Source organism: Hyphomonas sp., from assembly GCF_016125515.1.
Classification (GTDB): domain Bacteria; phylum Pseudomonadota; class Alphaproteobacteria; order Caulobacterales; family Hyphomonadaceae; genus Hyphomonas.
In genome coordinates, this window is sequence record NZ_WGLO01000004.1 from 1 (window position 1) to 26,331 (window position 26,331).

Sequence of the window (26,331 nt, forward strand, 5' to 3'; positions counted from 1 at the left end):
ACATCAGACCAGAGAGCCGCATGCCTCGATGACTGGACACATCGATACAACTTCCATCGACCCCATGGCGGCATTAAATATCAAACACCCATCAGTCGCCTCGCCCTCGCCGGGGACAACCTGTTGAGAGTCCACACCTAGTGCTCCACTTTCCGCCAGATGCGCTTGTAGGAGAACCAGAGCAGGATCGTCAGGATGCCGAGATAGACCATCGTGGCAAGGCCGACTTCCTTGCGGGCTTTCAGCTTCGGATCACCGGCCCAGGCCAGGAACTGCGCCACATCGTGCGCCATCTGCTCGACCGTCGCTTCGGTGCCGTCGGTAAACTCGACGCGTCCCGGCGTCAGCTGCGGACCCATGGCGAGGAAGCCGCCCGGCGGCGCGTGACGCGGATCGCCGAGATAGTTCGGCTTCGTGTCACCGGCCATGAAGGGGTTGTAGTACTGGCCAGCCGGCTGGATCAGGTAAGCGGGGCCGTGATGCGGCATGTCTTCGCCGAGCTTCTCAAACTTCGCCATGTCGATGACCGTCTGATAGACGGTTTCGCCGTCCTCCTCGATCACGCGGTCTTCGTACATTTCGAAGTCCGGATAGCCGGTCAGCAGGCTGTAGACATAAGAGGCGCCGCCAGGGCGGGCTTTGGTGATCACCGACAGGTCCGGCGGCAGGGCGCCGCCATTGGCTGCCCGGGCCGCTGCGTCATTCGGGAACGGCGAGCGGAAACGGTCCGCCGGCGTCGCCGTGCGCAGATCGTATTCACCCGCATCGTTCGGCGTCGGGCTGACGATCTCGTTTTCAGCCGCCAGCGCTTTCACGAACGGGTTGTCGTTCGGGTTCGGATAGGCCGGATCGTAGAACGGGCCGCCCTTTTCGCCGAGATTGCGGTAGCTGAGCAGCTTCATCGAGTGGCAGCTCGAGCAGACCTGCTTGTAGACTTGGTAGCCGCGCTGGACCGAGGCCAGGTCGTACTGGCCGGTTGCGCCTTCGAACGGCCAACCGCCTTCTGGCTCATGCGGATGCTTTGCGCCGCCAGCGGCCTGGGCGAGACCCGCAAAAGCGAGCCCGGCGAGACTGATGGCGAGGATGCGGAAGGTTTTCATCGAGTCTGTCCTCTCCAGTCTCATTCGGCCGGAACGGCGGTGCCGGTCTGCGGCTTGTGGGCCCGCAGCACGGATTTGTGGATCGACTCCGGCAGGGGCTTGGTCTTCTCGCCGAGGCCGATGAAGAACAGCATCACGAAGTAGCCGAAGTACATGAAGGTCAGGATCAGCGACAGGTGCCGGAACTGGAAGGTCGGCGCCGGGACAGCCTCAAGGCTCGGTGCCGCAGAAGCCGGCAGCGATTCCATGAAGGCCTTGGCCGCTTCGAAGGCTTCGTCACCGCCCTTGTAGGTCGACGTCGCAAGCGCGCCGTCCGCCGTGTAGCTGACCACCAGGCTCGATTCGCCCTGCAGCGACTTGATCACAGCGTCGTCCGGGTTGGCCGCGCCGCACCAGCCGAGCATTAGGCAGACTGCGACAAAGCCGAGGAAGAACTGACGGGCGACCGGACGGTAGCGCATCGACTTCACTTTCGACGTGTCGAGCCAGGGAAGCACGAACAGGATGGCGATGGCGGCGAACATGAATATCACGCCCAGCAGCTTCGCATCGATCGGGCCGAGGTCGAACGTGATGGCCCGCAGGATGGCGTAGAAGGGCAGCATGTACCACTCGGGCACGATGTGCGCCGGCGTCACCAGCGGGTTGGCCTCGATCGACTGGTCCGCGTGGCCCAGCGCGTTAGGCGCGTAGAACACGAAGTAGGCGAACAGGATCAGGAAGACCGCGATCGCGAAGCCGTCCTTGATCGTGTAGTAGGGGTGGAAGGGCACGGTGTCCTTTTCCACGTCCTGGACTTCAACCCCGGTCGGGTTGTTGTTGCCCGGCACGTGCAGCGCCCAGATGTGCAGGATCACCACACCGGCGATCACGAAGGGCAGCAGGTAGTGCAGCGAGAAGAAGCGCTGGAGCGTCTGGTTGCCGATCGACGGGCCGCCGAGCAGCCAGGTCTGGAGGCTTTCACCAACCAGCGGGATGGCGCCGAACAGCGACGTGATCACGTTCGCGCCGTGATACGACATCTGACCCCAGGGCAGCATGTAGCCCAGGAAGGCGGTGGCAATCATCAGCAGGAAGATCACGCAGCCCAGGATCCACAGCACTTCGCGCGGGGCCTTGTACGATCCGTAGTAAAGACCGCGGAACATGTGAATGTAGACCGCGAAGAAGAACATCGAGGCGCCGTTGGCGTGGATGTTGCGAAGCAGCCAGCCATACGGCACGTCGCGCATAATGCGCTCGACCGACGCGAAGGCGCCAGTGACGCTCGGCTCATAGTGCATCGCGAGGATGACGCCGGTCAGGATCTGCACGACGAGGCAGACCGCGAGGATGCCGCCGAAGACGTACCAGTAGTTCAGGTTTTTCGGCGTCGGGAAATTGATCGCCGTGTCGTTGGCAAACCGGATGATCGGCAGGCGCTTGTCGAGCCAGCGTTCGAAAGCCGAGTTCGGCGTGTAGGAGGATTCATGTCCGCTCATTTAAAGGTATCCTTCTCAGAGGGAGATGTTGACGACCGAGTCGGAGACCCAGCGATAATTGGGAACGGGCAGGTTGCGCGGCGCGGGACCCTTCCGGATGCGGCCCGACGTGTCATAGTGCGAGCCGTGGCAGGGGCAGAACCAGCCGCCAAAGTCGCCGGTATTGCCCTGCGACGGGCCGACCGGGACGCAGCCGAGGTGGGTGCACGAACCGGAGGTGACCAGGATGGCCCTGTTCAGCGTGCCGTCTGCGCGGGGGCGAAGGCGCGAATCATCGGTTTCCGGATCGCGCAGCGTGTCGACGTTGACCGCTTCGGCCGACGCAATTTCTGCCTCAGTGCGGTGGCGGATGAAGAACGGCTTGCCGCCGATCAGCACGCGAATCTCGCCGCCCAGAGGGACTTTCGACACGTCGACTTCCAGCGAGGAGGCCGCTTTCGTGTCCGCAGCCGGGTTCCACTGGTCCACAGCAGCCCAGGCAAACATGCCCGCCCCGCCGAGTGCCACAGCACCGGTCGCGATGTGAATGAAATTGCGACGGTCGTCATCGACCGTCTCTGTATTCGGATGTGTGGTCTCAGCGGTCACGCGTGACTCCGTCCCTGATGTCGAGGCGATTAGCGCCTGTCTTTACTAAAGCTGCCCTGCCCGCACATTGCGGCAAGTAGGCGCGGGCGCGGCAATTCTTGCGCGCGCGAGCCTCCCCGTTGCGCCAGCGCGTTAGCCTGCTCTGACGCATGTGACAACAGCCCTCTTGCGAGACCCGCTCGCGCCGGTCCAGTGTCCGGGGATGACAAGCACCGCAAAAACACCGCCCCTGACCGATCATCAAGCCCGCGCCAGCGCGTGGTTCCGGGCCTTGCAGGCCGATATCTGTGCTCGGTTCGAGGCGCTGGAAGACGCGGCCGGCCCGCCACTTTATCGCGGCCCGGCCGGGCGATTCGTGCTGACAGAATGGTCACGCGGCGATGGCAGCGAAGACCTCGGCGGCGGCCGGATGGGTCTGATGCGAGGAAAGGTCTTCGAAAAAGTCGGCGTGCATTTCTCGATGGTGCACGGCACGTTTTCGGAAGCTTTCGCTGCCCAGATCCCCGGCGCGGACAAATCCGAAGGCCGATTCTGGGCGAGCGGCGTGTCGCTGATCGCGCATCCGCGCAATCCGCGCGTGCCGGCGGCGCACATGAACACGCGCATGCTGGTCACAAGCGAGGCCTGGTTCGGCGGCGGCGGTGACCTCAATCCCCTGCTCGAATACCAGCGCGATCAGGCGTTCGAGGACACGGTCGACTTCCACGCGGCCATGAAAGCCGCGTGCGATACCCATGACGGGGTCGATCATGCCGAACTGAAGGACCATTGCGACACCTATTTCCATCTCGCCCATCGCAATGAACCACGCGGCACCGGAGGCATCTTCTACGACCGGTTCAACACCGGCGACTGGGAGAAGGATTTCGCGTTCACCCAGGAGGTGGGCCGGCAATTCGCCTCGATTTACCCGCAACTCGTGGCGCGGCGGATGAACGAACCCTGGAGCGAGGCCGAGCGCGAGGAACAGCTGATCCGGCGCGGCCGGTATGTGGAATACAACCTGCTCTATGACCGGGGCACGACCTTCGGCCTGAAAACCGGCGGCAATGTCGAGAGCATCCTCTCGTCGATGCCACCGGTGGTCAAATGGCCCTGAACCCGTCCACAAACTGTCCACACGGGCGTGTGGACGTATCAGACGATTCAGGCGTCATTGGGCGTCGAATTTTCGCGGAGCCAGAGGGCACAGGCGTCGTCTGATATCTCACTTGCCGCGAGAGCAATCGTCTTCAGGGTCGCGTCGGCTTCTCCCGCCCGCAAAGTGAACCCGTTAATCTCAAGGAACACTGCGGCGGCGAGAAAGCCGGTTCGCTTGTTACCATCGACGAAGGGATGGTTCTTCACGATGCCGGCAGCGTAGACGCCTGCGAGATCGAAGATATCCGGCTCGCCGTAAGCAAACAGGTTCTCAGGCCGGGCGAGCGCGCTTTCGAGCAGCCCTGGATCCCGAATGCCAATAGCGCCACCATGCTCGGCGAGGCTTTCGTCATGCAGGATCAGGATTGCTTCGCGCCTCAGCCACTTGGGCGGCTTTTGCAAACTCATTTAGCCAGTTCACGCAAGGTATTGCGGTAACGACGTGCCACTTCGCGGCCGGCTTCGACTTGCTCGGCAACAGCTTCGTCATAAACGTCGAGTCTGAAGCCTTCAGGCGTATCACTGAGGATGAGCGTATCGCCTTGCACGACCTTGTGGCGAGCGAGCGCGTCGGCGGGCAGCACCACGCCGAGGGAGTTGCCGATCTTGCGGATTTTCAGACGGGTCATGGGCGGACTCCTGTAGCTACGCATGTTATAACATGGGCGGCCGCATTGCGGAAGATGGATGCTCCGATGCTGCTTGTTTGCACCTCACCGCGCCTTCATCAGGCGGGTTTGGCGTTGAATCGCCTTTGATTGAAGGGGCTGCAGGGCGTATTCTGCCCCGATGGGGACGACATGGCGAAACGTGGACTGGCCGGGGGCAGCCCTGGTCACGGCGGCGACGCTGGGCGCGCTGGCGCTCGGCGCCTGGCTCAGCCCCGGCAGTGACGATCCTTGGTATGCGGCCCTCGACAAGGCGCCGCTCAACCCGCCCGATATCGCCTTCGCCATCATCTGGCCGGTCCTGTTCGCCCTGATGCTGGCGGGCGCATTGATGGTGCTGAACGATGCCGGCAATTTCAAACGCGCCAGCGCGGCCATGGGTCTCTACTTCACCATGCTGGCCGCAAATGTCTGCTGGAGCCTGTTCTTCTTCGGCTTCCGGGACCCGGCGGTCGCGCTGGGCGTGCTCGCCGCGCTCTGGCTGCTGATCGTCACCATGATGCTGCGCTTCGCCATCCACTCGCCGCGCGCTGCGATGCTGCAGCTGCCCTATCTCGGCTGGGTCAGCTTTGCTGCCTACCTGAACTTCCACGTCTGGGCGTTCAATTGAATGTGTTGAGCTTTGAAACGAGCGTGCGCCGGTCGAGGGTGAAGCCGGAGCCGATCCAGTCTTCTTCCAGTGCGGCGAGCGCCGTCCCGATTCCGGGGCCTTCCAGCCCTGCGGCAAGGGCGTCGGCGCCGCCGACCGGAAATTTCGGGCGTTGCCAGACGGCCGCCCGGCTGGCCAGCGCGGCAAGATCGCCCGCCGCGCCCTCGGCGGCTTCGATTGCAGCACGGTCGACCACGGCGGCGGGACCGTGGCGATAGAAGGCTTCGGCCATCGCCGCATCCCCCGCCCCCAGGACATGCGGCAAGGCCGGTGCGGCCCAACTGGCGAGGCGGCCGGATTCCTCGTTCGAGAGTTTCAGACGGGCCGCCAGCTCGCCCGCCTCACGCAGACGGCGCGGCACCATCGCCATTAGGCGGCGCATCGGATCGGCCGTCAGGCCTGCGCTGGTTTCGGCGGCAACCAGCGCCGGCAGCAGCGATATGCTGGCGCCGGGCAGCACTTCGGCCAGTACACCCGCCTCATCCATCGCCTCCATTGCGGGCGCCGGATCCGGCGCAGCGAGCGTGCGTTTCAGTTCCTTCCAGATCCGCTCGGCCGCGATCCGCCGGAGGCCTTCGCGCTGGCGGGCGCAGGCATCCTGTCCCTCTGCGTCGATGCCCGCGCCGTACCAGGCATTGAACCGGTAGAAGCGCAGGATGCGCAGATAGTCTTCGCGCAGGCGCTGGTCCGCATCCCCGATGAAGATCACGCGGCCGGCATGGGCGTCGTCGATCGAGCCGGGGATGACCTCGTGGAGCACGCCGTCCGGGCCGGCATAGATGGCGTTGAGGCGGAAATCGCGGCGGCTCGCATCCTCGGCCCAGTCTTCGGTGAAGGCGACAACCGCTCGGCGGCCATCGGTTTCGACATCGCGGCGCAGGGTCGTGATCTCCACCGGCTGGCTTTCGAAGACGGCGGTGACGGTGCCGTGCTCGATGCCGGTGGGCACGGCGCGCACGCCTGCAGCCTTCAGCGCGGCGATCACGTCGGGGGGCGTCAGCTGCGTGGCGACGTCAAAATCGTCTGAAGGCAGGCCGCGCAGCGTGTTGCGCACGCAGCCGCCGACATAGCGCGACCCGCCGGGGCGGGCGGCGTCGAGCGCGTTCATCACCGCGCGATTGGCCGGTGCGTTGAGCCAGGCCGCCTTCAGCCGGTCAGGCGGGGTCATCGGCGGGCGCCGTTTCGCGCGGCCGGGGCACACCCACATCGGCCGGATTGTGCTCGCAAGGATAGGTGCGGGCCGGGATCACCACGCCATTCTCGACACGCTCCGGCTCGATACAGGTGCCCCGGTCGCGCGGCTCCAGCGCGATCATCACGAACCATGCCGCGGTCGCCAGCCCGATCCCGATGAGGAACAGGAGCTGGATCGGCCATTTACGCTTGCCCGCCTCCTCGGCGGACTGGGTCGCCAGTAGGAACAGGCCGAACACGAGGAACGGAAGGGAAAAGATGACGAGTTCGAGGAGAAGGCGTCCAGCCACGCGCGCACAGTCCTGTTCTGGTTACGGGCTGATCCGGTGGAAGCCCCTGTTCCTACATAAGGGCCTGCAGGCCCTTGAGGAACCCTGAATGCACCTGTTCCGGGCCGTCGCGGCTCAATCGCTCTCGTACAGCGTCTGGTAGAGGCGGCGGATGATGCCGGCGGTGACGCCCCAGATGCGGTAGCCGTTGTGGGGCATCTCGTAATAGCGCCGGTGCTTGCCCTTGTAGAATGTCTCGGCGGCGGTGTGGTTTGCCGTGTTCATCAGGAACTCGAGCGGCGTTTCGAACACGGCCGCGACTTCACCGGGCTCCGGTACGGGCACGAAATCGTGCGGCAGGAGGCCGACCACCGGCGTGATCCGGTAGCGCGTGCCGGTCACGTAAGGCGCGCCCTTGCCGAGCACATCGACATCTTGGGGCGCGATGCCGACCTCCTCATGCGCCTCGCGCAGGGCGGCGGCGACCTCGTCGAGGTCCAGCGGATCGACCTTGCCGCCGGGCAGTGCCACCTGGCCGGCATGGTCCGACATTGTTTCCGGGCGAAGCGTCAGCAGCGCAGTCGCCCCTTCCCGGCGCGGGATGACCCCGAACAGGACCGCCGCCGGGCGGATGATCGCCACTTCGTCCGGCGTCAGGAAATCCATGTCGCCGCCTTCCGCGAGACGGGCATCGCCCGCCGGCGGATCAAGCCGGTCGTGCACGCGCGCAATGAAGTCGTCGAGACCTTGCCAGGACATGCGGTTCCTCAGTCGGCCGGACCGAGCGGGAAGAATACACCCTTGCTCCAGACACCGAGACGGTTCGTACCGTCCTCGGCAGGAACCGCAAGTTCCACAAGCTCATAAAAGGCCGGCCGGGTGAGTTTCGCTTCAAGGCGCCCGCGCACCAGCACATAGGGCGCCGGTTCACCCGTCTCGACGTCCGTTTCGACGCGGATGGGCGCCTGCGGGCCGGCGGCGGTCTCGTAGCCCAGATTGGTGGCGAAGGTGAGCACCTGATCAGGCCCCGGCTTGCCCGACCGGTCAACGCGCACGGCCAGGAACGGTGCGTCTTCGACGTGAACGAGGACCTTCTCATAGGGTGTGACGAGCCAGGTCGAGCCGTCCTCATCCTTGCGCAGGATGCGGGAGAAGAGCTTCACCAGCCGTTCCCGGTTGATCCGCCCTCCTTCGTGCCACCAGCTGCCATCGGCGCGGATTTCCATGCCGATATCGCCGCATTTCTCCGGATTCCAGAGATGCACCGGCGGAAGCGGCCCCGCGAACTTGCCTTCCGGCAGGATGGCCTTAAGCGTGTCTTCAAGGCCAAAACTGCTGTCGGGGCTGGATGTCACATCTATCTCCGCCAAATTCACGCCTTACAAATAGGCTTGTAAACCACTCAGGTGAAGCCGGAGAACCGAGGCAACATGGCCGACACGACGACAAGACCCGAAACCGTGGTTGCAGATGCCGAGGCGGCAACCGAAGCCCTCGCCCAGGTTAAGGCCGAGATCGGCCGGGCCATCTTCGGCCAGGAACGGGTGATCGAACTGGCGCTGGCGGCGGTTCTGGCGGGAGGCCACGCGCTGCTGATCGGCGCGCCGGGCCTTGCCAAAACCCGTCTCGTGGAAGCGATGGGCACCGCGCTCGGCCTCGCCAACCAGCGTATCCAGTTCACGCCGGACCTGATGCCGTCCGACATCCTCGGCTCCGAGGTTCTGGATGAAACGCCCGGCGGACAGCGCTCGTTCCGCTTCCTCAAGGGGCCGGTCTTCACGCAACTGCTGATGGCCGACGAGATCAACCGCGCCAGCCCGCGCACGCAATCGGCCCTCCTGCAAGCGATGCAGGAAAAGCATGTGACCGTGGCCGGCGTGCGCCATGACCTGCCGGCGCCGTTCCATGTGCTGGCGACGCAGAACCCGATCGAGCAGGAAGGCACCTATCCGCTGCCGGAAGCCCAGCTCGACCGTTTCCTGCTCAAGATCGATGTCGGCTATCCGGACCTCGACACCGAACGCCGCATCCTGATCGAGACAACGCGCGGCGCCGATGCGCCGGTGCGCCCGGCGCTGGATGCGGGGCGGCTGATGGCAATCCAGGCGCTGGTGCGCCAGATGCCGGTCGGCGAGAAGATCGTGGCCGCGATCCTGAACCTGATCCGCGAAGCGCGGCCGGAACAGACGAGCGATGCGCGCGTCAGGCGGCTGGTCGACTGGGGCCCCTCCCCGCGCGCCGGTCAAGCCCTGATGCTGGCCGCCCGCTCGCGCGCCCTGCTGCGCGGGCGCCTTGCCCCGTCGATGGAAGATGTCGAGGCGCTGGCCGAGCCCTGCCTCGGTCACAGGATGGCGATGCGCTATGACCCGACGGGCGAGGCGCCGATGCTCAGTGACCTGATCAATGACCTTGCACGGAAGGTGGCGTAAGCCGCGAAGACCGAACGGATGACCCCCGCCGCAGATCTTCGCGCTGAAGCCGAACGCCTTGCCCGGCAGTTGCCGGGGCTGAGCTTCAAGGCCGAAGCCTCCGAAGCGGCGCATATCGGGTCGGCCGGACGCCGGCGTGCCGGGAATGGCGAAACCTTCTGGCAGTACCGGCGCTATGCGCAGGAAGACGATGCCGCGCGGATTGACTGGCGCCGCTCGGCCAAGGGCAACGACCTCTATGTGCGCGAGACCGAACTCGAGACCGCGCGCACGGTGTTGTTCTGGGCCGACGACCATCCCGGCTTCCGTTGGAAGGGCGAGGGCGACCTGCGCACCAAGGCCGAAGAAGCAATCCTCCTGATGCTGACGATGGCGATTCCGATGTCGCGCGAAGGCGAGCGGATCGGATCGCTGGGGTCCGGGCGCCGGCCGAGTTTCGGCAAACGGGCGGTCGACCGCCTGGCCACGGACCTGCTGCGCGGAACGGGCAGGCAGTTTCCCGCCCCGCCGCGCGCCGCCGCGACGCTGATCGTCGCCTCTGATTTCTATGATCCGATCCCGGAATGGACGGCGCGGCTCGCGCCGCTCGCCGCGAAATGCCCAGAAGGCGTGCTGCTGGCCGTGTCGGCCCCGGTCGAACTCGATTTTCCCTTCCAGGGCCGCGTGAAATTCTCCCGGCCCGGCGCCGCGATTGACCGGATCCTCGGCCGCGCTGAAACGATGCGCGAAGAATACCAGCAGCGCTTCACGGCGCAGCGCGCCGGCCTCGAAACGCTGGCGCGGCGCATGGGCTGGGGCTTTGCCACGCATGTGACGGGCGCCCCTGCCCTCCAGAGCGCCGCCCGGCTCAAGGCCGAGCTGGAACAGTTCGGAGCGGCGCGGTGACTGCTTTCGGTCCGTTCCTTCTGGGTGCCCCCTGGGCGCTCGCCGCGCTTGTGGCGCTGCCGATCATCTGGTGGGTGCTGCGCGCCACGCCGCCCGTGCCGAAGGCGGCGGAGCTGCCGTCGCTGCGATTGCTGGACGGCGCACAGCCGCGTGAGGAGACCCCGGCCCGCACGCCCTGGTGGGTGTGGCTGATCCGGACGCTCGCCGTGCTCGCCGCCATCGTCGGCCTGTCGCAACCTGTCTATGCGCCCGGCGCGCAGAGCACGGAGGCCGGCGAACAGGGACCGGTGTTGATCGTCATCGACAATGGCTGGCCGTCGGCGCCGCGCTGGAATGAACTGACCAACGCGGCCAGCGCAACGTTGGATGCCGGCAGCCGCGATACGCCGGTGCACCTTCTACTGACGGCGCCGCAGCAACTGAACGCCGATCCGGCTGAGCGCTTGTCCAAGTCTGATCTTGGCAAGCGGATCAGTACGCTGCAGCCCCAACCCTGGAACACGGACCGCGCCGACGCGCTGCAGCGGCTGGACGAGTCCGGGCTGAAACCGGCGCGCATCTTCTGGGCCAGCGACGGCATGGAATCTGTCGCCGGCACCGCCTTTGCGGCCGATCTTGGCGCCCGCGCGCCGCTGACCGTGTTTGCCGCGCCGGCCATCGGGCCCGCTGCGATCACCGGCCTTTCCGCCGAAACCGATGCGGTCACCGTGCGCCTTGCGCGCGCGGATCCGAGCGGCGAAGCCCGCGCCTTCGTCTCCGCCCAGACGCGCGACGGCTCCGCCATCGGCTCAGCGGAGGCAACCTTCGCGGCTGGCGAGCTGACGACGACCGCCGAATTCAAGATTCCCGCCGCCGCGCTAGCCCGCGTCGCGCGGTTCAATGTGACCGGACGTTCGGGGGCCGGCACCGTCTGGCTCTGGGACTCGGTGGACCGCACGCGCCGCGTCAGCCTCGTCGATTCCGGCACTGAGGCGCAGCCTCTGCTCTCGGACATGCATTATATCCGCAAGGCGCTCGAACCCTTCGCGTCGATCTCCACCGGCGACATCGACACGGTGGTGGCGACCTCGCCCGACGCGATCATCCTGTCCGATGTCGGACAGATCCCGGCGGCCGAAGTCGAGACGCTGACCAAATGGGTTGAGGAAGGCGGCGCGCTGATCCGGTTTGCCGGACCGCGCCTCGCCGCGCAGGGCGACGAGCTGTTGCCGGTTGGCCTGCGCCGCTCGTCGCGCGCGCTCGGCGGCACGCTGGCCTGGGAAGAGCCGCAAGGCCTGGCCGCTTTTCCTGAAACCTCGCCCTTCTCCGGCCTGCCGGTTCCGAAGGACATCAAGGTGCGCCAGCAGGTTCTCGCCCGTCCGGACCCGGAGCTTTCGCACAAGACCTGGGCGCGGCTCGATGACGGCTCGCCGCTGGTGACCGCCGACGCGCGCGGCGCCGGCATGCTGATCTTGTTCCATGTCACAGCGGGACCGGACTGGGCAGACCTTGCCTATTCGGGCCTGTTCGAACAGATGCTGCGCCGGGCCATCACGGCCGGGCGCGGCGAAGCCATCGAAGACACCGAAGGCACCTACACGCCCCAGCTTACGCTGGACGGTTTCGGCCGGTTGTCCGGCGCGAGCACCAATGCCGCGCCGATCAAGGCGACGGAGTTTGCCACGACGGTGCCGTCGGAAATCCATCCGCCCGGCCTCTATCAAGGCCCGGCCGGCACACGCGCGCTGAATGCCGGCGCCGGCGCGAAGCCGGAACTGATCCGCGATTGGCCGCCAGCGGCGCGCCTTCTGGGCGACGCCGAAGCGCGCTCGCTGCGCCTGGCCGGCCCCCTGCTCGCCCTCGCCGCAGGCTTGCTCGCGCTGGACCTCTTCATCGCCTTGTTCGTAGCCGGACGGTTGCGGATGTTCATGCCCCGGCCGAAGACGGCGAACCTGGCGGCCGCCTTCGCAGCTCTGGCTGCCTTTGCGCTGATGACCCCCGAGCGGGCGCTGGCGCAGTATGACTACCAGCTCATGCCCGATGGCAGCTACCGGGCAGTGTCCACCGAATCGCGCGTGGTGCCCCTGCCCGGCAATGATACGCCCCAGAAGCAGATCGACGCCGCCCTCGAAATGCGCCTCGGCTATGTCGAGACTTCGGACAGCGCGCTGAACGCCCGCACCCGCGCCGGGCTGATTGGTCTGTCCAACATCCTCCTGATGCGGACGTCTGTCGAGCCAGCCGAACCGCACGCGCTGGACCTCGAAGCAGACGCGCTGGAACTCTACCCGCTGATCTATTTCAACGTGCCCGGCAATGCCTCGCCACTGTCGGACAAAGCCGTGCAGCGGCTCAACGCCTACCTGCGCTCCGGCGGCGCGCTGCTGATCGACACGCGTGCAGGCGAAACCGTCGGGACGCAGACCGATGTCACGCCTCTTGAGACACTTCTGGAAGGCCTTGATGTGCCGCCGCTTCAGCCGGTGCCCCCGAACCATGTTCTCTCGCGCAGCTTCTACTTGATCAACGACTTTCCCGGCCGCTTCGCCGGGCGGCGGCTCTGGATCGAGCAGGCTGGCCAGCCGGGCGCGCCGCGCGGGGATGGCGTGTCCCGCCTGTTCATTGGTGACGCGGACTGGGCCTCGGCCTGGGCGGTCGACAAGAACGGACGCGATCTTTACTCCGTCGACGGAGGCGCCGAGCAGCGCGAGACGGCCCGCCGGTTCGGCGTGAACCTCGTGATGTACGTGCTGACCGGCAGCTACAAGGACGATCAGGTCCACGTTCCCGCGTTGCTGGAGCGTCTGGGCGAACGCGATGACGGCACGCGAGACCCGCGTCTGCCGGACACGGAAGGCGCCCCGGAATGAACGAGGCTGTCCGACTGAGTTTCGAGCCGTTCCTCGGCTGGCCACTGTTCTGGGCGCTTGCTGGCCTGACGGCGGCGGCCTGGATCGCCTACATCGCCCTGCGCGGACGCGCCTGGCTGACCCGCGCGCTAGGTCTGCTGCTGCTTTGCGCCGCGCTACTGAACCCGTCGCTGGTGCATGAGGAGCGCGAGCCCCTTCCCTCCGTGGCAGCCGTGATCCTTGACCGGTCCGAAAGCATGCAGTTCGGCGACCGGCAGAAAGCCGCCCAAGCGGCCTACAATGCGCTCACCGCCAAACTGGCGGAAGACAAGACGCTGGAAGTGCGTACGCTGGAAACCAATCCCGGCGATGACGGCACCTACCTCCACGGCGCGCTGGAAGGCTTGATGTCGGATGTCCCGCGCGACCGGATCGCCGGCGCGATCTTCATCACCGATGGCCAGATCCACGATCTTCCGGACCCGGAACAGACCGACTCCCTGATCGGCCCCCTGCACGGCCTCATCGCGGGCGATGAAGACCGCGGCGACCGCAGCGTGCGCATCGTCAACGCCCCGAATTTCGGCATCGTCGGCGAAGGCGCAGACCTCGTCGTGCGCGTGGAAGATCCGCGTGGCGGCGATGTGGACCTCGACGTCTCCGTAAACGGCGGCACGCCGGAGCGCGTGCGCGTGAAGGCCGGCGAAGACACCACACTGCCGATCGAGATCGAGCGGCGCGGCGAAAACATGGTGGTGATCGAAGCGCCGCCCGGGCCCGAAGAACTGACCCTCGCCAACAACCGCACCGCGATGACCATCGCCGGCGTGCGCGACCGTCTGCGAGTGTTGCTGGTAACCGGCAAGCCGAACCAGGCCGGGCGTGTCTGGCGCGACCTTCTGAAATCCGACCCGTCGGTTGATCTCGTCCACTTCACCATCCTGCGCCCGCCTTTCAAGACCGACTATGCTCGGCCCGAAGAACTGGCCCTGATCGCCTTCCCGACCGAGGAATTGTTCGAAGAGAAGCTGACCGAATTCGACCTGATCATCTTCGACCAGTATGAACGTCAGGGCGTCATCACGCAGGCCTATCTCGCCAACATGTCACGCTATGTGGCCGATGGCGGCGCGCTGCTGATCGTGGCGGGCGAACAATTCGCCGGGCCGGCCAGCCTTGCGCGTTCCCCGCTCGCATCGGTCCTGCCCGCAACGCCTACAGGCGTGATCCGTACCGGGAGCTTCAAGCCGAAACTGACTGGCCCAGGCAAACGCCATTCCGTCACCGCACCGCTGGACGACAGCCATTGGGGCGAATGGATGCGCTATATCGAAGCCGACGCCGTGGCCGGCGATGTGCTGATCAGCGGCCCGGAAGACCGCCCGCTGCTGATCGTCGACCGCGTCGACAAGGGCCGTGTCGGCATGCTGATGTCGGACCAGATCTGGCTATGGGCGAGCGGCCATGATGGCGGCGGCCCCTTTGCCGAACTGATCCGGCGCATGGTGCACTGGATGATGAAGGAACCCGAACTGGAAGAGCGGCGGCTGTCGATCCAGGCAGACAGCGGCAAGGCCAGCGTGGAACTGCGCACCCTGCTCGATACCGCGCCGCCGCTGGAAATCCAGACACCGGAAGGCGACGTCATCAAGCCGCGCTGGACCAATCGCAGCCCCGGCGTATTCACCGCCGAAACGCCCATCGACCAGCTCGGCATCTACCGCGCACGTTCCGGCGGGCTGGAAGCGATTGCCCTGAACGGGCCTGCAAATCCGAAGGAATATGCGGACCTCACCTCTACGGCAGACGTGCTCGAACCGGTTGCCAAAGCGACCGGTGGCGGTGTGTTCAGGCTCAATGAGGCGGGTACGAACCTTCCGGAGATCCGGCGCATCGGAAACCAGCGCACCGCTTCGGGCAGTGGCTGGCTCGGCCTGCGCGAACGCAATGCCTATGCGGTACGCTCGTCCACCAGCCAGCCACTCCTGCCAGGCATCCTGGCGGCCGCTGCGCTGATCCTGATGCTGCTGCTTGCCTGGCGGCGCGAAGGCCGCTGAAACGCTATTCGCCGAGCACGTCGACCGGATCGACCAGCTGAACATCGCTCAGCTGGTCCAGATAGGCCTCGTAATGGACCTTGTGCGAGGCGCCGACCACATTGAGCACGCGCGCGCCCGGATGGTTGGCCATGGCCGCGCGGATGTTCGAGACCATGCGCAGGTTGCGCGTCTCGTACCAGGCCACGTATTGCCGGCCGAAGTAATCCGGCCCGCCCAGCGTGAGCGCGCGGCGGAAATCGTTCTCCACGAACGCGCGCGCGGTGGCGGGCGTATTCATCAGCCGGTAATAGGCCAGCAGGTCGTCGCCCGTGGTGATCGACTTCTCCAGCGCTTCGAGCGCAGCCATTTCCGGAATGTCGGCCGCGCGCGCTTCCTCCCAAATCCCGAGGATCGCGGCATCGAACCCCTCGCCTGTGCCTCCAAAGACGATGTCCGATGTGTGGTCATCCACCGCGTAGACGCGCTGCAGCCCGAGGCGCGCCGCGAGCACGGCGGCCACGTCATAGCTTTCGTTGGAATACTTCCGTGTACGGTTGAGTACGCCGAGCATCCAGTCATCGACGCCGTCCCCCTTGGTCCGCTCGGCGTCCGGCAATTGCAGCCACTGGACCATGGCCGAAGCGCGGTCACCGCTGGCAACAAACAGGGAGGCCAGACGCCGCCGCTCGGCGGCCGACGGCTCATCCGGCCAATCGGCCAGCATTTGCTCCGCCGCAGCCCGCGCCGCCGGCTGATCGAGCCCCGCGGATGCGGCCGCCTCGGTCAGGTCGATGCAATAATCGTTGAAGACGCTGCCATAGGTGTCCGGATTGATCCGGATCAATTCGCACTGCTCGCCGCTCAGGCCTTCATGAGTGATGATGTCCGGACCGAATGCCGCCAGCCGCGCGAGCAGTGGCTCCAGCAGCGTGCGGTCGAACCCTTCCCCGAGCCCGGAGAGATGCGTGCTGGCGAGCACAAAGACCTGCGTCTTCGGGCCCGCCACATTCTCGCGCCAGGCGCTGGGCAGGAAGGTCGCGCCATAGGCGGCTTTTTCCGCGACAATCGGATCTGCGGGGGTAATGTCGGGCGTCGCGGCGCAGCTTGCGAGCGCGATCAGGCTCAAGCCGGCGAAAAGTTTCTGCATCATGTGAAGGCTCCGCAGCGGTGTGGACGGTGCCGGACGCGGAATACACCGCCGCCGGCCCAGGCTGCTGCCTCAAGACGACGAGGGCCTACCCGCTGTCAAGGCGCGGTGACGAGGCCTTCCAGCGCACTGGCATCGCCCGCAAGATCGCGCACCATCACCCGGCCCTGATCCTGCGGACCTGGAAAGGTCAGCTTGTTGCGCGGCGCCACGACGAAGCCGGCCTTGCCGAACAGGCTGTGCGCACCGATCAGTATGGCCGCTGGCCAGCCCGCCTGCTTGCCCGCCTCAAGCGCCGCCTCGGTGATGCGAAGGCTGAGGAAATTGCCGCGGTGTGCGGGATCGACCGCGACGGGGCCGCAGAAAAGCGCCGGCCGGCGCGCCTCCCCTACAACCAGCGGCCAGACGCGGCACACGCCGACGACCTTCCCGTCTTCGACCGCAACGCGATTGATGTACGGCAGCGACGCCGAAAACTCGCGCAGGCGCTCGGCCGTCTTGGCAAAGTGGCCCGGGCCGAACGTGCGGTCGAAGAGGTCTTCGATCGCATCGGCATGCAGCGCAGGGGTTTCGGGGACAATCTCGATCATGGCGGGCGCCTCTAGGGCGCATTCGGCGCGCCTGCAAGGGCCGCCCCTCCGCCGCGGGCCTTCAGGGCGCGAAATTCGCGTCGGGATCAGTCAGCAGGGCATAGGAGACATGGTGCTTGAGCTTCTCGGTGACCGTCGCCGGCTCGCCTTGCAGCCGGTCGGGATGGATCATCTCGCCGAAGGTCATGCGGATCTTCGAGCCGCGCTTGTTCAAGAGTTCATGGAACAGCGTGATGTCGCGCAGCTCGTTCGAGAGATCGCAGAAGAGGTAATATAGCGCCGAATTGCGTGCATCGAGGTTCAGCGGCACGACCGGGGCGGCCTGTTTGCGGGCGAGCCCCACAACCGTCGGGAACCAGTCCTTCTCTTCCATCTGGCCGCCTACCTTCCGGGCGAGACGCCCGGACGGGAAAATCACAACGCACTTCTCCTGGGCGAACGCCTCGGCCGCGCGCTTCAGGGTCTCGCGGGCCTTGGCCGGCGACCGCTTGGCCACAACCCATTCCACCGGAATGATCACGTCCTCGAAGCGCGGGTTCACCCGGATCGCATCTGCGTTCGCAAAAAAGACGATGTCGTCACGCTTTTTCTTCAGCAGGTCCCAGACGGCCACGCCGTCCGCCAGGCCCGTCGGGTGATTCGCGGCCACGACGCAGCGGCCCGTCTCCGGCAGCCGGTCGAGGCCGGAGACCGTCATGTCGAAGGACAGCTGCCGGGACAGGCGGTCAAACGACTCGCGCCCCGTCAGCTCGACGAGTTCATCCGCCATGGCCCGGGCCTTGCCATAGCCCAGGATCGCGTAAAGCAGCGGCCGGGCCACGGGCCAGGCGGGGCTGGCGCGCAGCTTCGGGCAGCGCTCCTCGATCAGGACGTCCACGATATGGGCGTCCGTGCGCTCCTCGGCTGGAAGGAAGGCGTCCAGTGAACGGCTCTTGGCTGGCGGAACGACCGTATCGTCAGTCATTGTGGCCTCTTTTCCCTCCCGAATGCCCGTCTCGCGGGCTTCAGGGAAGCATAAGCTGGCCCCGGCGGGCTGCATAGGGACCCCCGCAGACCGGCCGCGCCAAAAAAGTTCGATTCAGGGCCATTTTAAAGACTTCGGAAAGTTTCGATTTACCAAGGCGCAAGACGCGCGTGGCATGGTGAACCCATCACGGGCCCCGGCTTAACGCTTCCGGCCCGCCAGCCAGTTCCTAGACGGGGTAGATGTATATGAAAGTTCTGTGGGTTGAGGATCATGAGCCGGTGCGCGACATGCTGGCGATTGCTGCCGACAAGGCAGCGCGCGCACGCGTTCAGGTTGACCTCGTGATGGCGCCGACACTGATGGCGGCCGAGATGCGCCTGCGCCTGGAGCGTTTCGACCTCGTCGTGCTCGACCTCGGCCTGCCTGACAGCATGGACCCCGACATGACGATCGCCCGCGTGGCCAATATGGGCAAATACCGCATTGCCGTCGTCTCCTCGATGGAAAATCGCGACCAGGCCGTCGCGTCGGCGGTCCGCTGCGGCGCCAACATCCACCCGCAGGCCGTGTTCAAGGCCAACCTGCCCTTCAACCGGTTCATCCAGCGCCCGGAGTCTTTCGAGGACTTCTTCATGGAACTGATGCCCGCCGCCGGCATTGCTGCCCCGACCGGACGTCCGGCACGCGCCGCCTGATCGCGCGCGCTTGCCGCCACCTGCCTCTGATTGCTAAGCCGCCCGGGAGACTGCTTCCGGGCGGCTTGCCGTTCCGGCCCACACACCCCAAGGTATCTTGATGGACAGCCTCCTCGCTTCGCCCGTGACCCTGGGCCTCCTGGCATTGAACATCGCTGCCAGCCTGATCGCATTCTCCAATCCGGTCTTCATGCAGCAGAACATCCTCTGGGTGGGCCCGATGCAGAAGAAGGGCGAATGGTACCGCGCGCTCAGCTCGGGCTTCCTGCACGTCAATGGTCCGCACCTGCTGCTCAACATGTACGGCCTCTGGCTGTTCGGACCGATCTGCGAATACGTGCTGGGCGGGGTCGGCTTTGCGATCGTCTACATCGCATCCCTTCTGGGCGGCAGCGCCTGGGCCTATCTGCATAACCAGAACGCCCCGGAATACCGCGCCGCCGGCGCGTCCGGCGCCTTGTCCGGCATGATCCTCGCTTTCTGCCTGTTCAAGCCGTTCGCGATCCTGCTCGCCTTCTTCGTGATTCCGATGTGGGGCATCGTGTTCGGCATTCTCTACATCACGCTCAGCTATTTCTTCGCGATGCGGGCCGACCGGATCATCGGCCACGAAGCCCACCTGGGCGGCGCCGTGGCCGGGGTGATTGCCACGCTGCTGGTGCGTCCGGAAACCTGGAGTGATTTCACCACGCAGCTGGCCGACAAGATCGCAATGTACGTGGGCTGAGCATCAGATGGGCGGGGTACGGGCGCGCTATGACGAACGGGTGGCCAGCGGCGCGCTGACGGGCGATCCCGCACAGGCCGCCGCCGCCGACCGTCTCGACCAGCTCGCCGCCGCCCTCGCCATTCCCCGCAAACGCAGCCTGTTCGGCAAGCCGCCCGACCCGGTGCGCGGTCTCTATCTCTGGGGCGGCGTCGGGCGAGGCAAGTCCATGCTGATGGACCTGTTCTTTGCCGAGGCGAAGACCTCGCCGAAGCGGCGCGTTCACTTCCACGAGTTCATGGCCGAAGTGCATGAGCGCCTCGATGTCTGGCGCAAGATGGGTGAGGCCGACCGCAAGCGCTCGCCCTGGCGCGTCAAGGGTGCGGGCGACGACCCGATTGCGCCGGTGGCCAAACAGGTGGCCAGCGAAGCCGCGCTTCTCTGTTTCGACGAATTCCAGGTGTCGCAGATTGCCGATGCCATGATCCTCGGCCGCCTGTTCGACGCGGTGTTCGCGCATGGCGTGACCGTGGTGGCGACCTCCAACCGGAGGCCAGATGATCTGTATAAGGACGGGATCAACCGCCAGCTCTTCCTCCCCTTCATCAGCCACCTGAAGCAGCGCTGCGATGTGGCAGAGCTTGCCTCGGCCAAGGATTACCGCCTCGACCGGCTGGTCGAAGCGCCCGTCTGGTACACGCCGCTCGGCACCAGCAGCGACAACGCGCTAGACAAGGCCTGGACGCGCCTGACGCTGGGCGCCGAGCCGCAGCACTGCGTGCTGACCGTAAAGGGCCGCAAGCTGGAAGTCGCCCGCGAGGCCGCCGGTGTCGCGCGCTTCACCTTTGAGGAACTCTGCGCCCGCCCCCTCGGCCCGCTCGACTATCTGACGATCGCGGCGACTTTCCACACGGTGATCCTCGACTCGATCCCCCTTCTCACCCCGGACCGGCGCAATGAGGCGGCCCGCTTCGTCGCCCTCATCGATGCACTGTACGAAGCGCGTGTGAAACTGGTGGCGAGCGCCGCTGCCGAGCCCGACCGGCTCTATCCTGACGGCGACGGGGCTTTCGAGTTCCAGCGCACCGCCAGCCGGCTTCACGAAATGCGCTCGGCTTCCTATATGGCTGAAGAGCGCCGCATTGTGGAAAGTTGAGGGCGCCCCAAGCGGATGTCCGGAAGCAAAATTTCCGGTCTCCGTTTTGTAATGCCCACTTCCCGAACTTCGCCGCATTTCCTATTTATGCAGAAGCGCGATGAATGAATTGCGCTGACCCGGCGGCGACGTTGCTGCCATGCAGGACTAAGGTGCCGGGGAAGATCCAGTAGGAAGAGGTGGGCCGCCGCAAACGGGACCCGCCCTGAACAGGAGGACGAGACATGGCGAATACGCCGACCAAAGCAGGCTCAATTGCACTCAGTCCAGAACAGGGACTCAGCCGGTATCTCAGCGAGATCCGCAAGTTTCCGATGCTTGAGAAGAACGAGGAATTCATGCTCGCCCGCCAGTGGCGCGACCATGAAGACACCGAGGCTGCCGAAAAGATGGTGACCTCGCACCTTCGCCTCGTGGCGAAGATCGCCATGGGCTATCGCGGCTACGGCCTGCCGATGGCCGAAGTGATCTCGGAAGGCAACGTGGGCCTGATGCAGGCCGTCAAGAAATTCGACCCCGAAAAGGGCTTCCGCCTCGCCACCTATGCGATGTGGTGGATCCGCGCCGCGATCCAGGAATACATCCTGCGCAGCTGGAGCCTGGTGAAACTGGGCACCACCGCTGCGCAGAAGAAACTGTTCTTCAACCTGCGCCGCCTGAAGGGCGAAATGCAGGCGCTCGACGAAGGCGACCTGAAACCCGAACAGGCCCGCCTGATCGCCGAAAAGCTCAACGTCACCGAAGACGAAGTCTATTCGATGAACGGGCGAATGTCCGGCTCGGATGCTTCGCTCAACGTGCCCATGGGCGCAGATGGCGACATGGAATGGCAAGACTGGCTGGCCGATGACGAACTCGGCACCGCCGAGACCTTCGCCAACCGCCAGGAACTCGACAGCCGCATGGAATTGCTGACCCGCGCGATGGAAGACCTGTCCGAACGCGAGCGCCACATTCTGACCGAGCGCCGCCTGATCGACGAGCCGAAAACGCTCGAAGAGCTGTCCGACCAGTACAGCGTCAGCCGCGAACGAATCCGCCAGATCGAGGTGCGCGCCTTCGAGAAGCTGCAGAAAGCCATGAAACGCATGGCCAAGGAACAAGGCCTGCCGGTTGGCGACTGATCCTGCGTCCTTTATCCCGATTACCGAAAGCCGCGATCCCCGGGTCGCGGCTTTTGCGTCCATCCGGGAGCGCGACTTGACCAACGGCCATGGCGGCCGTTTCATCGTCGAGGGCAAGGTGACTTTGGAAACGCTGCTGACGCGCGGCCGGTTCGAGGTCGAGAGCCTGTTCCTGTGCGAGACGCGGCTGGCGCCCTTGTCCGGACTGCTCTCGAAAGTGCCGGAGGACGTGCCGGTCTACGTCGCGGCGCAGGACGTTATGGACGAGATTGCAGGTTTTCCCATGCACCGGGGCGTGCTCGCCTGCGGCCGGAAAGGCCCGCCGGCAACGGCCCGCGATGTGCTGTCGACGAACGGACGGTCAACTGCCCTGTTGCTCGCCGGCCTCTCGAACCATGACAATGTCGGCGCCTGTTTCCGCAACGCGGCCGCTTTCGGCGCGAATGCCGTGCTGCTGGATGAGACATCCTGCGATCCGCTCTACCGCAAGGCGATCCGCGTCGCCTCCGGCGCCTCGCTCTGGCTGCCCTTTGCCCACGGCGGCAGCGGCGGCTCACTGATCGAGGCGGCGGAGGCCGCCGGGCACGAAGTCTGGGCGCTGACCCCGCGCGCCGACGCAGAGCCCCTTCCCTCAATCCGTGTGCCGGAACGTGTGGCCCTGCTGATGGGTGCCGAAGGTCCCGGCCTGCCGGCCGAGCTGATCGCCCGCGCGCGCCCGGTGCGGATCCCCATGACGGCGGGTTTCGACAGCGTGAACGTGGCGACTGCCGCCGCTCTCGCCCTGTCGCATGTCTTCAATGCGCGGTCCTGACCCCAAAGAAGAAAACGCCCTCCCCGCGAGGAGAGGGCGACCGGGTATATGCGGTGTGATGCCCCCGGGAAACTGGTTCTAGAACACGCGCGGGCGTTCGTTGCGCTCGACGTGCAGGCCGCACTCGGTCTTGTCCTGACCAGCCCAGCGGCCGGCGCGCGGATTGTTCGGATCATCCGCCGGCTGCGTGCAGGGCCAGCAGCCGATCGACGGATAGCCTTGGGCGACCAGCGGATGGCGTGGCAGGTTGCGCTGCTCCATGAACAGGTCGACATCGTCCTGGTTCCAGCCGGCGAGCGGGTTCACCTTGTAGCGGCCAGCAGCGAATTCAAACACCGGCAGGGTCATGCGGGCGCCGCCATGGAACCGCTTGCGGCCCGTGATCCAGGCCGAGAAGCCTTCCAGCGCCGGATCGAGCGGACGCACCTTGCGCAGGTCGCAGCAGGCATCCGGATTGGAATTCCAGAGGGCATTCTTTGGATCTTCGGCGCGCCGCTCGGTCTCGTTCGGCACGAGGGTGCGCACGCCGGTCAGGCCGAGGCGTTCGATCAGCTCGTCACGATAGTCGAGCGTCTGGGGGAAATGCATGCCGGTGTCGATAAACTGGATCGGCAGCGAAGGATCGACATCGGCGATCAGTGCCAGCATCACAGCGCTCTCGGCGCCGAAGCTCGAAACATAGGTCAGGTCGCCCACCCACTCGCGCACGATGGCCGCACGCAGGATGGTCTGGGCCGACGCCTGACGCAGCTCGCCGTTGAGGCGGGCCAGGCGAACGGAGGGATCCGTTGCCGGTTTCTCGATCAGGCTGTCGAAGGGCATTAGGCCTCAGGCTCCGTGTCGCTTGCGGAAGACCGCTGCCGGGCTGGACGCTGCAGGCTGGTAAGCCACAGTGAACTCGGCAAGAGCTTCCAGTACCTGAGATACGGTCGCGCGGGCGGTTTCGTAAGCGTCGAACCCTGAACGGTGCATGTAGAATATCTGATCCCGAAGGACGTGGCCGACCGCACGCAGCTCCCCGGAATAGCCGAGACGCCGCCGCAGCAGCTGGGCCTGGCTGTAGCCGCGCCCGTCCGTGTACTTGGGAAAGGCCACCTCGATCAGGCTCAATCCGGCGAGATAAGGCTCCAGCGCCGCCGGATCGTCCTCCGGCGAGAGGCGCACTCCTTTGGGGCCGGGCTCGTTGCCCTGTGCCGCCTTGAGCGCCAGGAAGCGCCCCACCGACACCGTCACCTTGGTATGGTCCGGCAGCGCGCTGCCATCGGCCACGAACATCCAGTCATTGGCGATCTCTTCGCCGTTCTTAATCAGCGGCATAGAGGGCATCCTGGAAGGGTTGGTGGCCAAGGCGTTCCAGCGTGTCGATGAATTTCTCCGCCGGCGAGGTGCGCTGCGCACGGTAATACTCGACCACCCGGTGGATGGCGCCGGGCACGTCATCGGCCCTGAGGCCCGGGCCGACGATCTCGCCAAGCGCCGCCTTCTCGTCCGCGCGCCCGCCGAGAAGGATCTGGTAGAACTCCTCCCCTTTCCGGTCGACGCCGAGAATGCCGATATGGCCGACATGGTGGTGCCCGCAGGCATTGATGCAGCCCGACACGTTGATGTGCAGCTTGCCGATATCTTCCTCATAGGCCGGGTCGGCGAAGATCTTCTGCACTTCCAGCGCCACCGGAATCGAGCGCGCATTCGCGAGGTTGCAGAAATCGAGGCCAGGGCAGACGATCATGTCGGTGATCCGGCTCTCATTGGCCGCGCCGAGGCCTGCCGCATCGAGCGCCGCATACACGGCCGGCAGGTCGTCCAGCGCCACGTGCGGCAGGATCAGGTTCTGCGCATGGCTGACACGGATATCTCCGTACCCGTACTGTTCGGCCAGATCAGCGACCACCTCCATCTGCGCATCGGTCGCATCACCCGGCGCCACGCCCAGCGGCTTCAGGCTGACAGTCACCGAGGCATAGCCCGGCGTCTTGTGCGGATGCAGGTTGGTCCGGGTCCAGCGCGCGAAGGCCGGATCGGCCACCTTGGCCGCGTCCAGCAGCTTCGAGCCGGCCGACTTTTCCGCCAGCGGCGGCGGTGCGAAATAGGCATGGATCCGCGCAATCTCTTCGGCCGGCAGATCGATCTTCTCGTCCGGGCGCTGGGCCGCGAACTCTTCCTCGACCTGACGGATGTATTCCGCCTCGCCCAACTCCGAAACCAGGATCTTGATGCGCGCCTTGTACTTGTTGTCCCGGCGGCCATAGCGGTTGTAGACGCGCATGATCGCCTCGAGGTAATCGAGGATCCGGTCTTCCGGCACGAAGGGATTTACCAGCGCCGCGATATGCGGTGTGCGCCCCTGCCCGCCGCCGACATGCACTTCAAAGCCCACCTCATCGCCGCGCTTGCGGATATGGAGACCGACATCATGCACACGGATCGCCGCCCGGTCATGCTCGGCCGCCGTCACGGCGATCTTGAACTTGCGCGGCAGGAAGGCAAATTCCGGATGGAAGGTCGACCATTGCCGTATGATCTCGCACCAGGCGCGCGGGTCCAGCACTTCGTCCTGCGCCGCGCCGGCATAATGATCCGTGGTCGTATTGCGGATACAGTTGCCCGAGGTCTGGATGGCATGCATCTCGACCTCTGCCAGTTTCTCCAGAACGTCCGGAATGTCCTTCAGCGCCACCCAGTTGAACTGGATGTTCTGGCGCGTCGTGAAATGGCCATAGCCCTTGTCATAGTCGCGCGCGATCTCGGCGAGGCGCCGCAGCTGGCGCGGCGAAAGCTGGCCATATGGAATGGCGATGCGCAGCATGTAGGCATGCAGCTGCAGGTACACGCCGTTCTGCAGGCGCAGCGGCTTGAACTCGTCCTCCAACAGATCGCCGGACAGGCGGCGCGCCACCTGCCCCCGGAACTGCGCGACGCGCTCGCGCACGATCTGCGCATCGAACTGGTCGTATCTATACATCGGTTGCCTCGTGAAAATGTGGCAGGCCAAGCTCGCGTTCGCAGCGCGCGACCCAGGCATGCACCGCCGGGAACTCGCCGAGATCGAAGCCGCCTTCGTGGGCCAGGCGCGTATAGGCCAGCAGCGAAATATCGGCGAGCGTCAACGACGCGCCGCCGGCGATGAAATCACTCGAGATCAGGGCCATTTCCATCCGGCCGAGCGCGCGGCGCCCCCTGGCCATCAGGTCGGTATCGATCGCGTCATCGGATTTCTTCAGATAGTGTTTCTGGAACCGGCGCACCGCGATGGTCGGCTCGTGGGAATACTGCTCCCAGAACATCCACTCGAACATCTTGGCGCGCTCGAAAGCGGCGTCCGGGATCAGGTCCGATCCTTCGGCAAGATGCAGGATGATCGCGTTGGACTGCGACAGCGTCCGTCCGTCATCGAACTGGATCACCGGCACCTGCCCGAACGGGTTCAGCGCGAGGAAGGCATCGGTGCGCGTCTCGCCCTTCAGGATGTCGATCTCGATCCATTCGTGCGCGACGCCCAGACGCGCCGCGACCCATTTCACCTTCAGGCAATTGCCCGAGATACTGTCGCCGAAAATGCGGATCATGCCGCACCGCCATGCGCGAGCGACGGATTAGCCCGCATCGATTCGCGCAATGTTTCGCGGCCGGTAATCTCCCCGGTTTCGGTCACTTCCATGAAATAGGGATCGGTCACCACCCCCTCCTGTTTCATCGACGCGGCAAGGCGCGCCTCGGCTTCGTCGCCGATGAACACGGCAAGCTGCCGGGCATCCTCCGTCCACGATCCATCGGCGGCGAGCCAGACCGACCTTCCGGTCGCGGTGGCCCAGCCCGTGATGGCCTTGGGGGTTTCGGGCTTGAGCTTGGGTCGCACGGAGGTCAT

General features: G+C 65.5%; 29 protein-coding genes. 12 read left to right on the forward strand and 17 right to left on the reverse strand.

The annotated features are described in order from the left end of the window. Positions 1-141, forward strand: a 141-nt coding sequence (locus GC148_RS04370) for an integrase core domain-containing protein (protein ID WP_291069145.1), incomplete at its 5' end; no start/stop codon positions are given. Here GC148_RS04370 and GC148_RS04375 read toward each other — a convergent pair. From GC148_RS04375 to petA, 3 genes are read right to left on the reverse strand one after another with little or no spacing between them, the layout of a single operon-like run. Then, positions 138-1,100: a cytochrome c1 gene (locus GC148_RS04375; protein WP_291069022.1), complete on the reverse strand. Its 963-nt coding sequence runs from the start codon at positions 1,098-1,100 to the stop codon at positions 138-140. The two genes, GC148_RS04370 and GC148_RS04375, sit on opposite strands and share 4 nt — an antisense overlap. Before the next feature lie 20 nt (positions 1,101-1,120). Beyond that, the gene (locus GC148_RS04380; RefSeq protein WP_291069023.1) at positions 1,121-2,581 is read right to left on the reverse strand and encodes a cytochrome b N-terminal domain-containing protein; all 1,461 of its coding nucleotides are present in this window, start codon (positions 2,579-2,581) and stop codon (positions 1,121-1,123) included. 15 nt (positions 2,582-2,596) lie between these two features. Further along, on the reverse strand, positions 2,597-3,169 hold the full coding sequence (petA, locus tag GC148_RS04385) for a ubiquinol-cytochrome c reductase iron-sulfur subunit (protein WP_291069025.1): 573 nt from the start codon (positions 3,167-3,169) through the stop codon (positions 2,597-2,599). Positions 3,170-3,371: 202 nt separating this feature from the next. On the opposite strand from petA, the gene hemF reads away from it, so the two are divergent. Continuing rightward, positions 3,372-4,268, forward strand: a complete 897-nt coding sequence (hemF, locus tag GC148_RS04390) for an oxygen-dependent coproporphyrinogen oxidase (RefSeq protein WP_291069027.1) — start codon at positions 3,372-3,374, stop codon at positions 4,266-4,268. 47 nt (positions 4,269-4,315) lie between these two features. On the opposite strand, the gene GC148_RS04395 is transcribed toward hemF, so the two are convergent. Then, positions 4,316-4,717 (reverse strand): type II toxin-antitoxin system death-on-curing family toxin, encoded by a 402-nt coding sequence (locus GC148_RS04395; protein WP_291069029.1) that lies wholly within the window; start codon positions 4,715-4,717, stop codon positions 4,316-4,318. Then, positions 4,714-4,938, reverse strand: coding sequence for an AbrB/MazE/SpoVT family DNA-binding domain-containing protein (locus tag GC148_RS04400; RefSeq protein WP_291069031.1), 225 nt, complete (start codon positions 4,936-4,938; stop codon positions 4,714-4,716). The genes GC148_RS04395 and GC148_RS04400 overlap by 4 nt, the downstream gene beginning before the upstream one ends. A gap of 160 nt (positions 4,939-5,098) precedes the next feature. On the opposite strand from GC148_RS04400, the gene GC148_RS04405 reads away from it, so the two are divergent. Further along, positions 5,099-5,587: a TspO/MBR family protein gene (locus tag GC148_RS04405; protein ID WP_291069033.1), complete on the forward strand. Its 489-nt coding sequence runs from the start codon at positions 5,099-5,101 to the stop codon at positions 5,585-5,587. Here the strand turns inward: GC148_RS04405 and GC148_RS04410 are convergent. The 4 genes from GC148_RS04410 to GC148_RS04425 form a co-directional block, all read right to left on the reverse strand. After that, complete coding sequence (locus GC148_RS04410; protein ID WP_291069035.1) at positions 5,580-6,794, reverse strand: CCA tRNA nucleotidyltransferase; 1,215 nt, start codon at positions 6,792-6,794, stop codon at positions 5,580-5,582. The genes GC148_RS04405 and GC148_RS04410 overlap by 8 nt on opposite strands. Then, entirely contained in the window at positions 6,781-7,110 is a 330-nt protein-coding gene (locus tag GC148_RS04415; RefSeq protein ID WP_291069037.1) for a DUF6111 family protein, read from the reverse strand. The genes GC148_RS04410 and GC148_RS04415 overlap by 14 nt, the downstream gene beginning before the upstream one ends. 114 nt (positions 7,111-7,224) lie before the next feature. Beyond that, positions 7,225-7,848: a CoA pyrophosphatase gene (locus GC148_RS04420; RefSeq protein ID WP_291069039.1), complete on the reverse strand. Its 624-nt coding sequence runs from the start codon at positions 7,846-7,848 to the stop codon at positions 7,225-7,227. Between the two features lie 8 nt (positions 7,849-7,856). Further along, complete coding sequence (locus GC148_RS04425; protein ID WP_291069041.1) at positions 7,857-8,444, reverse strand: DUF1285 domain-containing protein; 588 nt, start codon at positions 8,442-8,444, stop codon at positions 7,857-7,859. 75 nt (positions 8,445-8,519) lie between these two features. On the opposite strand from GC148_RS04425, the gene GC148_RS04430 reads away from it, so the two are divergent. Genes GC148_RS04430 through GC148_RS04445 form a run of 4 tightly spaced genes read left to right on the forward strand, consistent with a single transcriptional unit; the run spans position 8,520 to position 15,288 of the window. Next, positions 8,520-9,518, forward strand: coding sequence for a MoxR family ATPase (locus tag GC148_RS04430; protein ID WP_291069043.1), 999 nt, complete (start codon positions 8,520-8,522; stop codon positions 9,516-9,518). A gap of 18 nt (positions 9,519-9,536) precedes the next feature. Next, positions 9,537-10,403, forward strand: coding sequence for a DUF58 domain-containing protein (locus tag GC148_RS04435; RefSeq protein ID WP_291069045.1), 867 nt, complete (start codon positions 9,537-9,539; stop codon positions 10,401-10,403). Then, the gene (locus GC148_RS04440; RefSeq protein WP_291069047.1) at positions 10,400-13,252 is read left to right on the forward strand and encodes a DUF4159 domain-containing protein; all 2,853 of its coding nucleotides are present in this window, start codon (positions 10,400-10,402) and stop codon (positions 13,250-13,252) included. The genes GC148_RS04435 and GC148_RS04440 overlap by 4 nt, the downstream gene beginning before the upstream one ends. After that, on the forward strand, positions 13,249-15,288 hold the full coding sequence (locus GC148_RS04445) for a hypothetical protein (protein ID WP_291069048.1): 2,040 nt from the start codon (positions 13,249-13,251) through the stop codon (positions 15,286-15,288). Before GC148_RS04440 ends, GC148_RS04445 begins: the two co-directional genes overlap by 4 nt. 4 nt (positions 15,289-15,292) lie before the next feature. Here the strand turns inward: GC148_RS04445 and GC148_RS04450 are convergent, their stop codons facing one another. From GC148_RS04450 to GC148_RS04460, 3 genes are all read right to left on the reverse strand, one after another. After that, the gene (locus GC148_RS04450; protein WP_291069050.1) at positions 15,293-16,420 is read right to left on the reverse strand and encodes a DUF5694 domain-containing protein; all 1,128 of its coding nucleotides are present in this window, start codon (positions 16,418-16,420) and stop codon (positions 15,293-15,295) included. Positions 16,421-16,515: 95 nt separating this feature from the next. Beyond that, positions 16,516-17,007 (reverse strand): N-acetyltransferase, encoded by a 492-nt coding sequence (locus tag GC148_RS04455; protein ID WP_291069052.1) that lies wholly within the window; start codon positions 17,005-17,007, stop codon positions 16,516-16,518. Positions 17,008-17,068: 61 nt separating this feature from the next. Next, complete coding sequence (locus GC148_RS04460; RefSeq protein WP_291069054.1) at positions 17,069-17,971, reverse strand: 1-acyl-sn-glycerol-3-phosphate acyltransferase; 903 nt, start codon at positions 17,969-17,971, stop codon at positions 17,069-17,071. Positions 17,972-18,213: 242 nt separating this feature from the next. Here GC148_RS04460 and GC148_RS04465 point away from each other — a divergent pair, with 242 nt between their 5' ends. The 5 genes from GC148_RS04465 (at position 18,214) to GC148_RS04485 (ending at position 22,466) form a co-directional block, all read left to right on the forward strand. Beyond that, positions 18,214-18,669: a response regulator gene (locus tag GC148_RS04465; RefSeq protein WP_291069056.1), complete on the forward strand. Its 456-nt coding sequence runs from the start codon at positions 18,214-18,216 to the stop codon at positions 18,667-18,669. A 100-nt stretch (positions 18,670-18,769) separates the two neighbouring features. Beyond that, positions 18,770-19,396 (forward strand): rhomboid family intramembrane serine protease, encoded by a 627-nt coding sequence (locus GC148_RS04470; RefSeq protein WP_291069058.1) that lies wholly within the window; start codon positions 18,770-18,772, stop codon positions 19,394-19,396. A gap of 7 nt (positions 19,397-19,403) precedes the next feature. Then, positions 19,404-20,531: a cell division protein ZapE gene (gene zapE, locus GC148_RS04475; protein WP_291069060.1), complete on the forward strand. Its 1,128-nt coding sequence runs from the start codon at positions 19,404-19,406 to the stop codon at positions 20,529-20,531. A 224-nt stretch (positions 20,532-20,755) separates the two neighbouring features. Next, on the forward strand, positions 20,756-21,655 hold the full coding sequence (gene rpoH / locus GC148_RS04480) for an RNA polymerase sigma factor RpoH (protein ID WP_291069062.1): 900 nt from the start codon (positions 20,756-20,758) through the stop codon (positions 21,653-21,655). Continuing rightward, a complete protein-coding gene (locus GC148_RS04485; RefSeq protein WP_291069064.1) occupies positions 21,645-22,466 on the forward strand; it encodes an RNA methyltransferase in 822 nt (273 codons plus the stop codon). Before rpoH ends, GC148_RS04485 begins: the two co-directional genes overlap by 11 nt. Positions 22,467-22,544: 78 nt before the next feature. On the opposite strand, the gene GC148_RS04490 is transcribed toward GC148_RS04485, so the two are convergent. Genes GC148_RS04490 through GC148_RS04510 form a run of 5 tightly spaced genes read right to left on the reverse strand, consistent with a single transcriptional unit; the run spans position 22,545 to position 26,331 of the window. Then, positions 22,545-23,288: a phosphoadenylyl-sulfate reductase gene (locus GC148_RS04490; RefSeq protein ID WP_291069066.1), complete on the reverse strand. Its 744-nt coding sequence runs from the start codon at positions 23,286-23,288 to the stop codon at positions 22,545-22,547. Positions 23,289-23,294: 6 nt separating this feature from the next. Next, positions 23,295-23,783 carry a DUF934 domain-containing protein gene (locus GC148_RS04495; protein ID WP_291069067.1) on the reverse strand — a complete coding sequence of 163 codons (489 nt, stop codon included), beginning with the start codon at positions 23,781-23,783 and terminating at the stop codon, positions 23,295-23,297. Then, positions 23,770-25,428 (reverse strand): nitrite/sulfite reductase, encoded by a 1,659-nt coding sequence (locus GC148_RS04500; RefSeq protein ID WP_291069069.1) that lies wholly within the window; start codon positions 25,426-25,428, stop codon positions 23,770-23,772. Before GC148_RS04500 ends, GC148_RS04495 begins: the two co-directional genes overlap by 14 nt. Beyond that, complete coding sequence (locus GC148_RS04505) at positions 25,421-26,032, reverse strand: glutathione S-transferase family protein (RefSeq protein WP_291069071.1); 612 nt, start codon at positions 26,030-26,032, stop codon at positions 25,421-25,423. Before GC148_RS04505 ends, GC148_RS04500 begins: the two co-directional genes overlap by 8 nt. Then, positions 26,029-26,331, reverse strand: a complete 303-nt coding sequence (locus tag GC148_RS04510; protein WP_291069073.1) for a DUF2849 domain-containing protein — start codon at positions 26,329-26,331, stop codon at positions 26,029-26,031. Before GC148_RS04510 ends, GC148_RS04505 begins: the two co-directional genes overlap by 4 nt.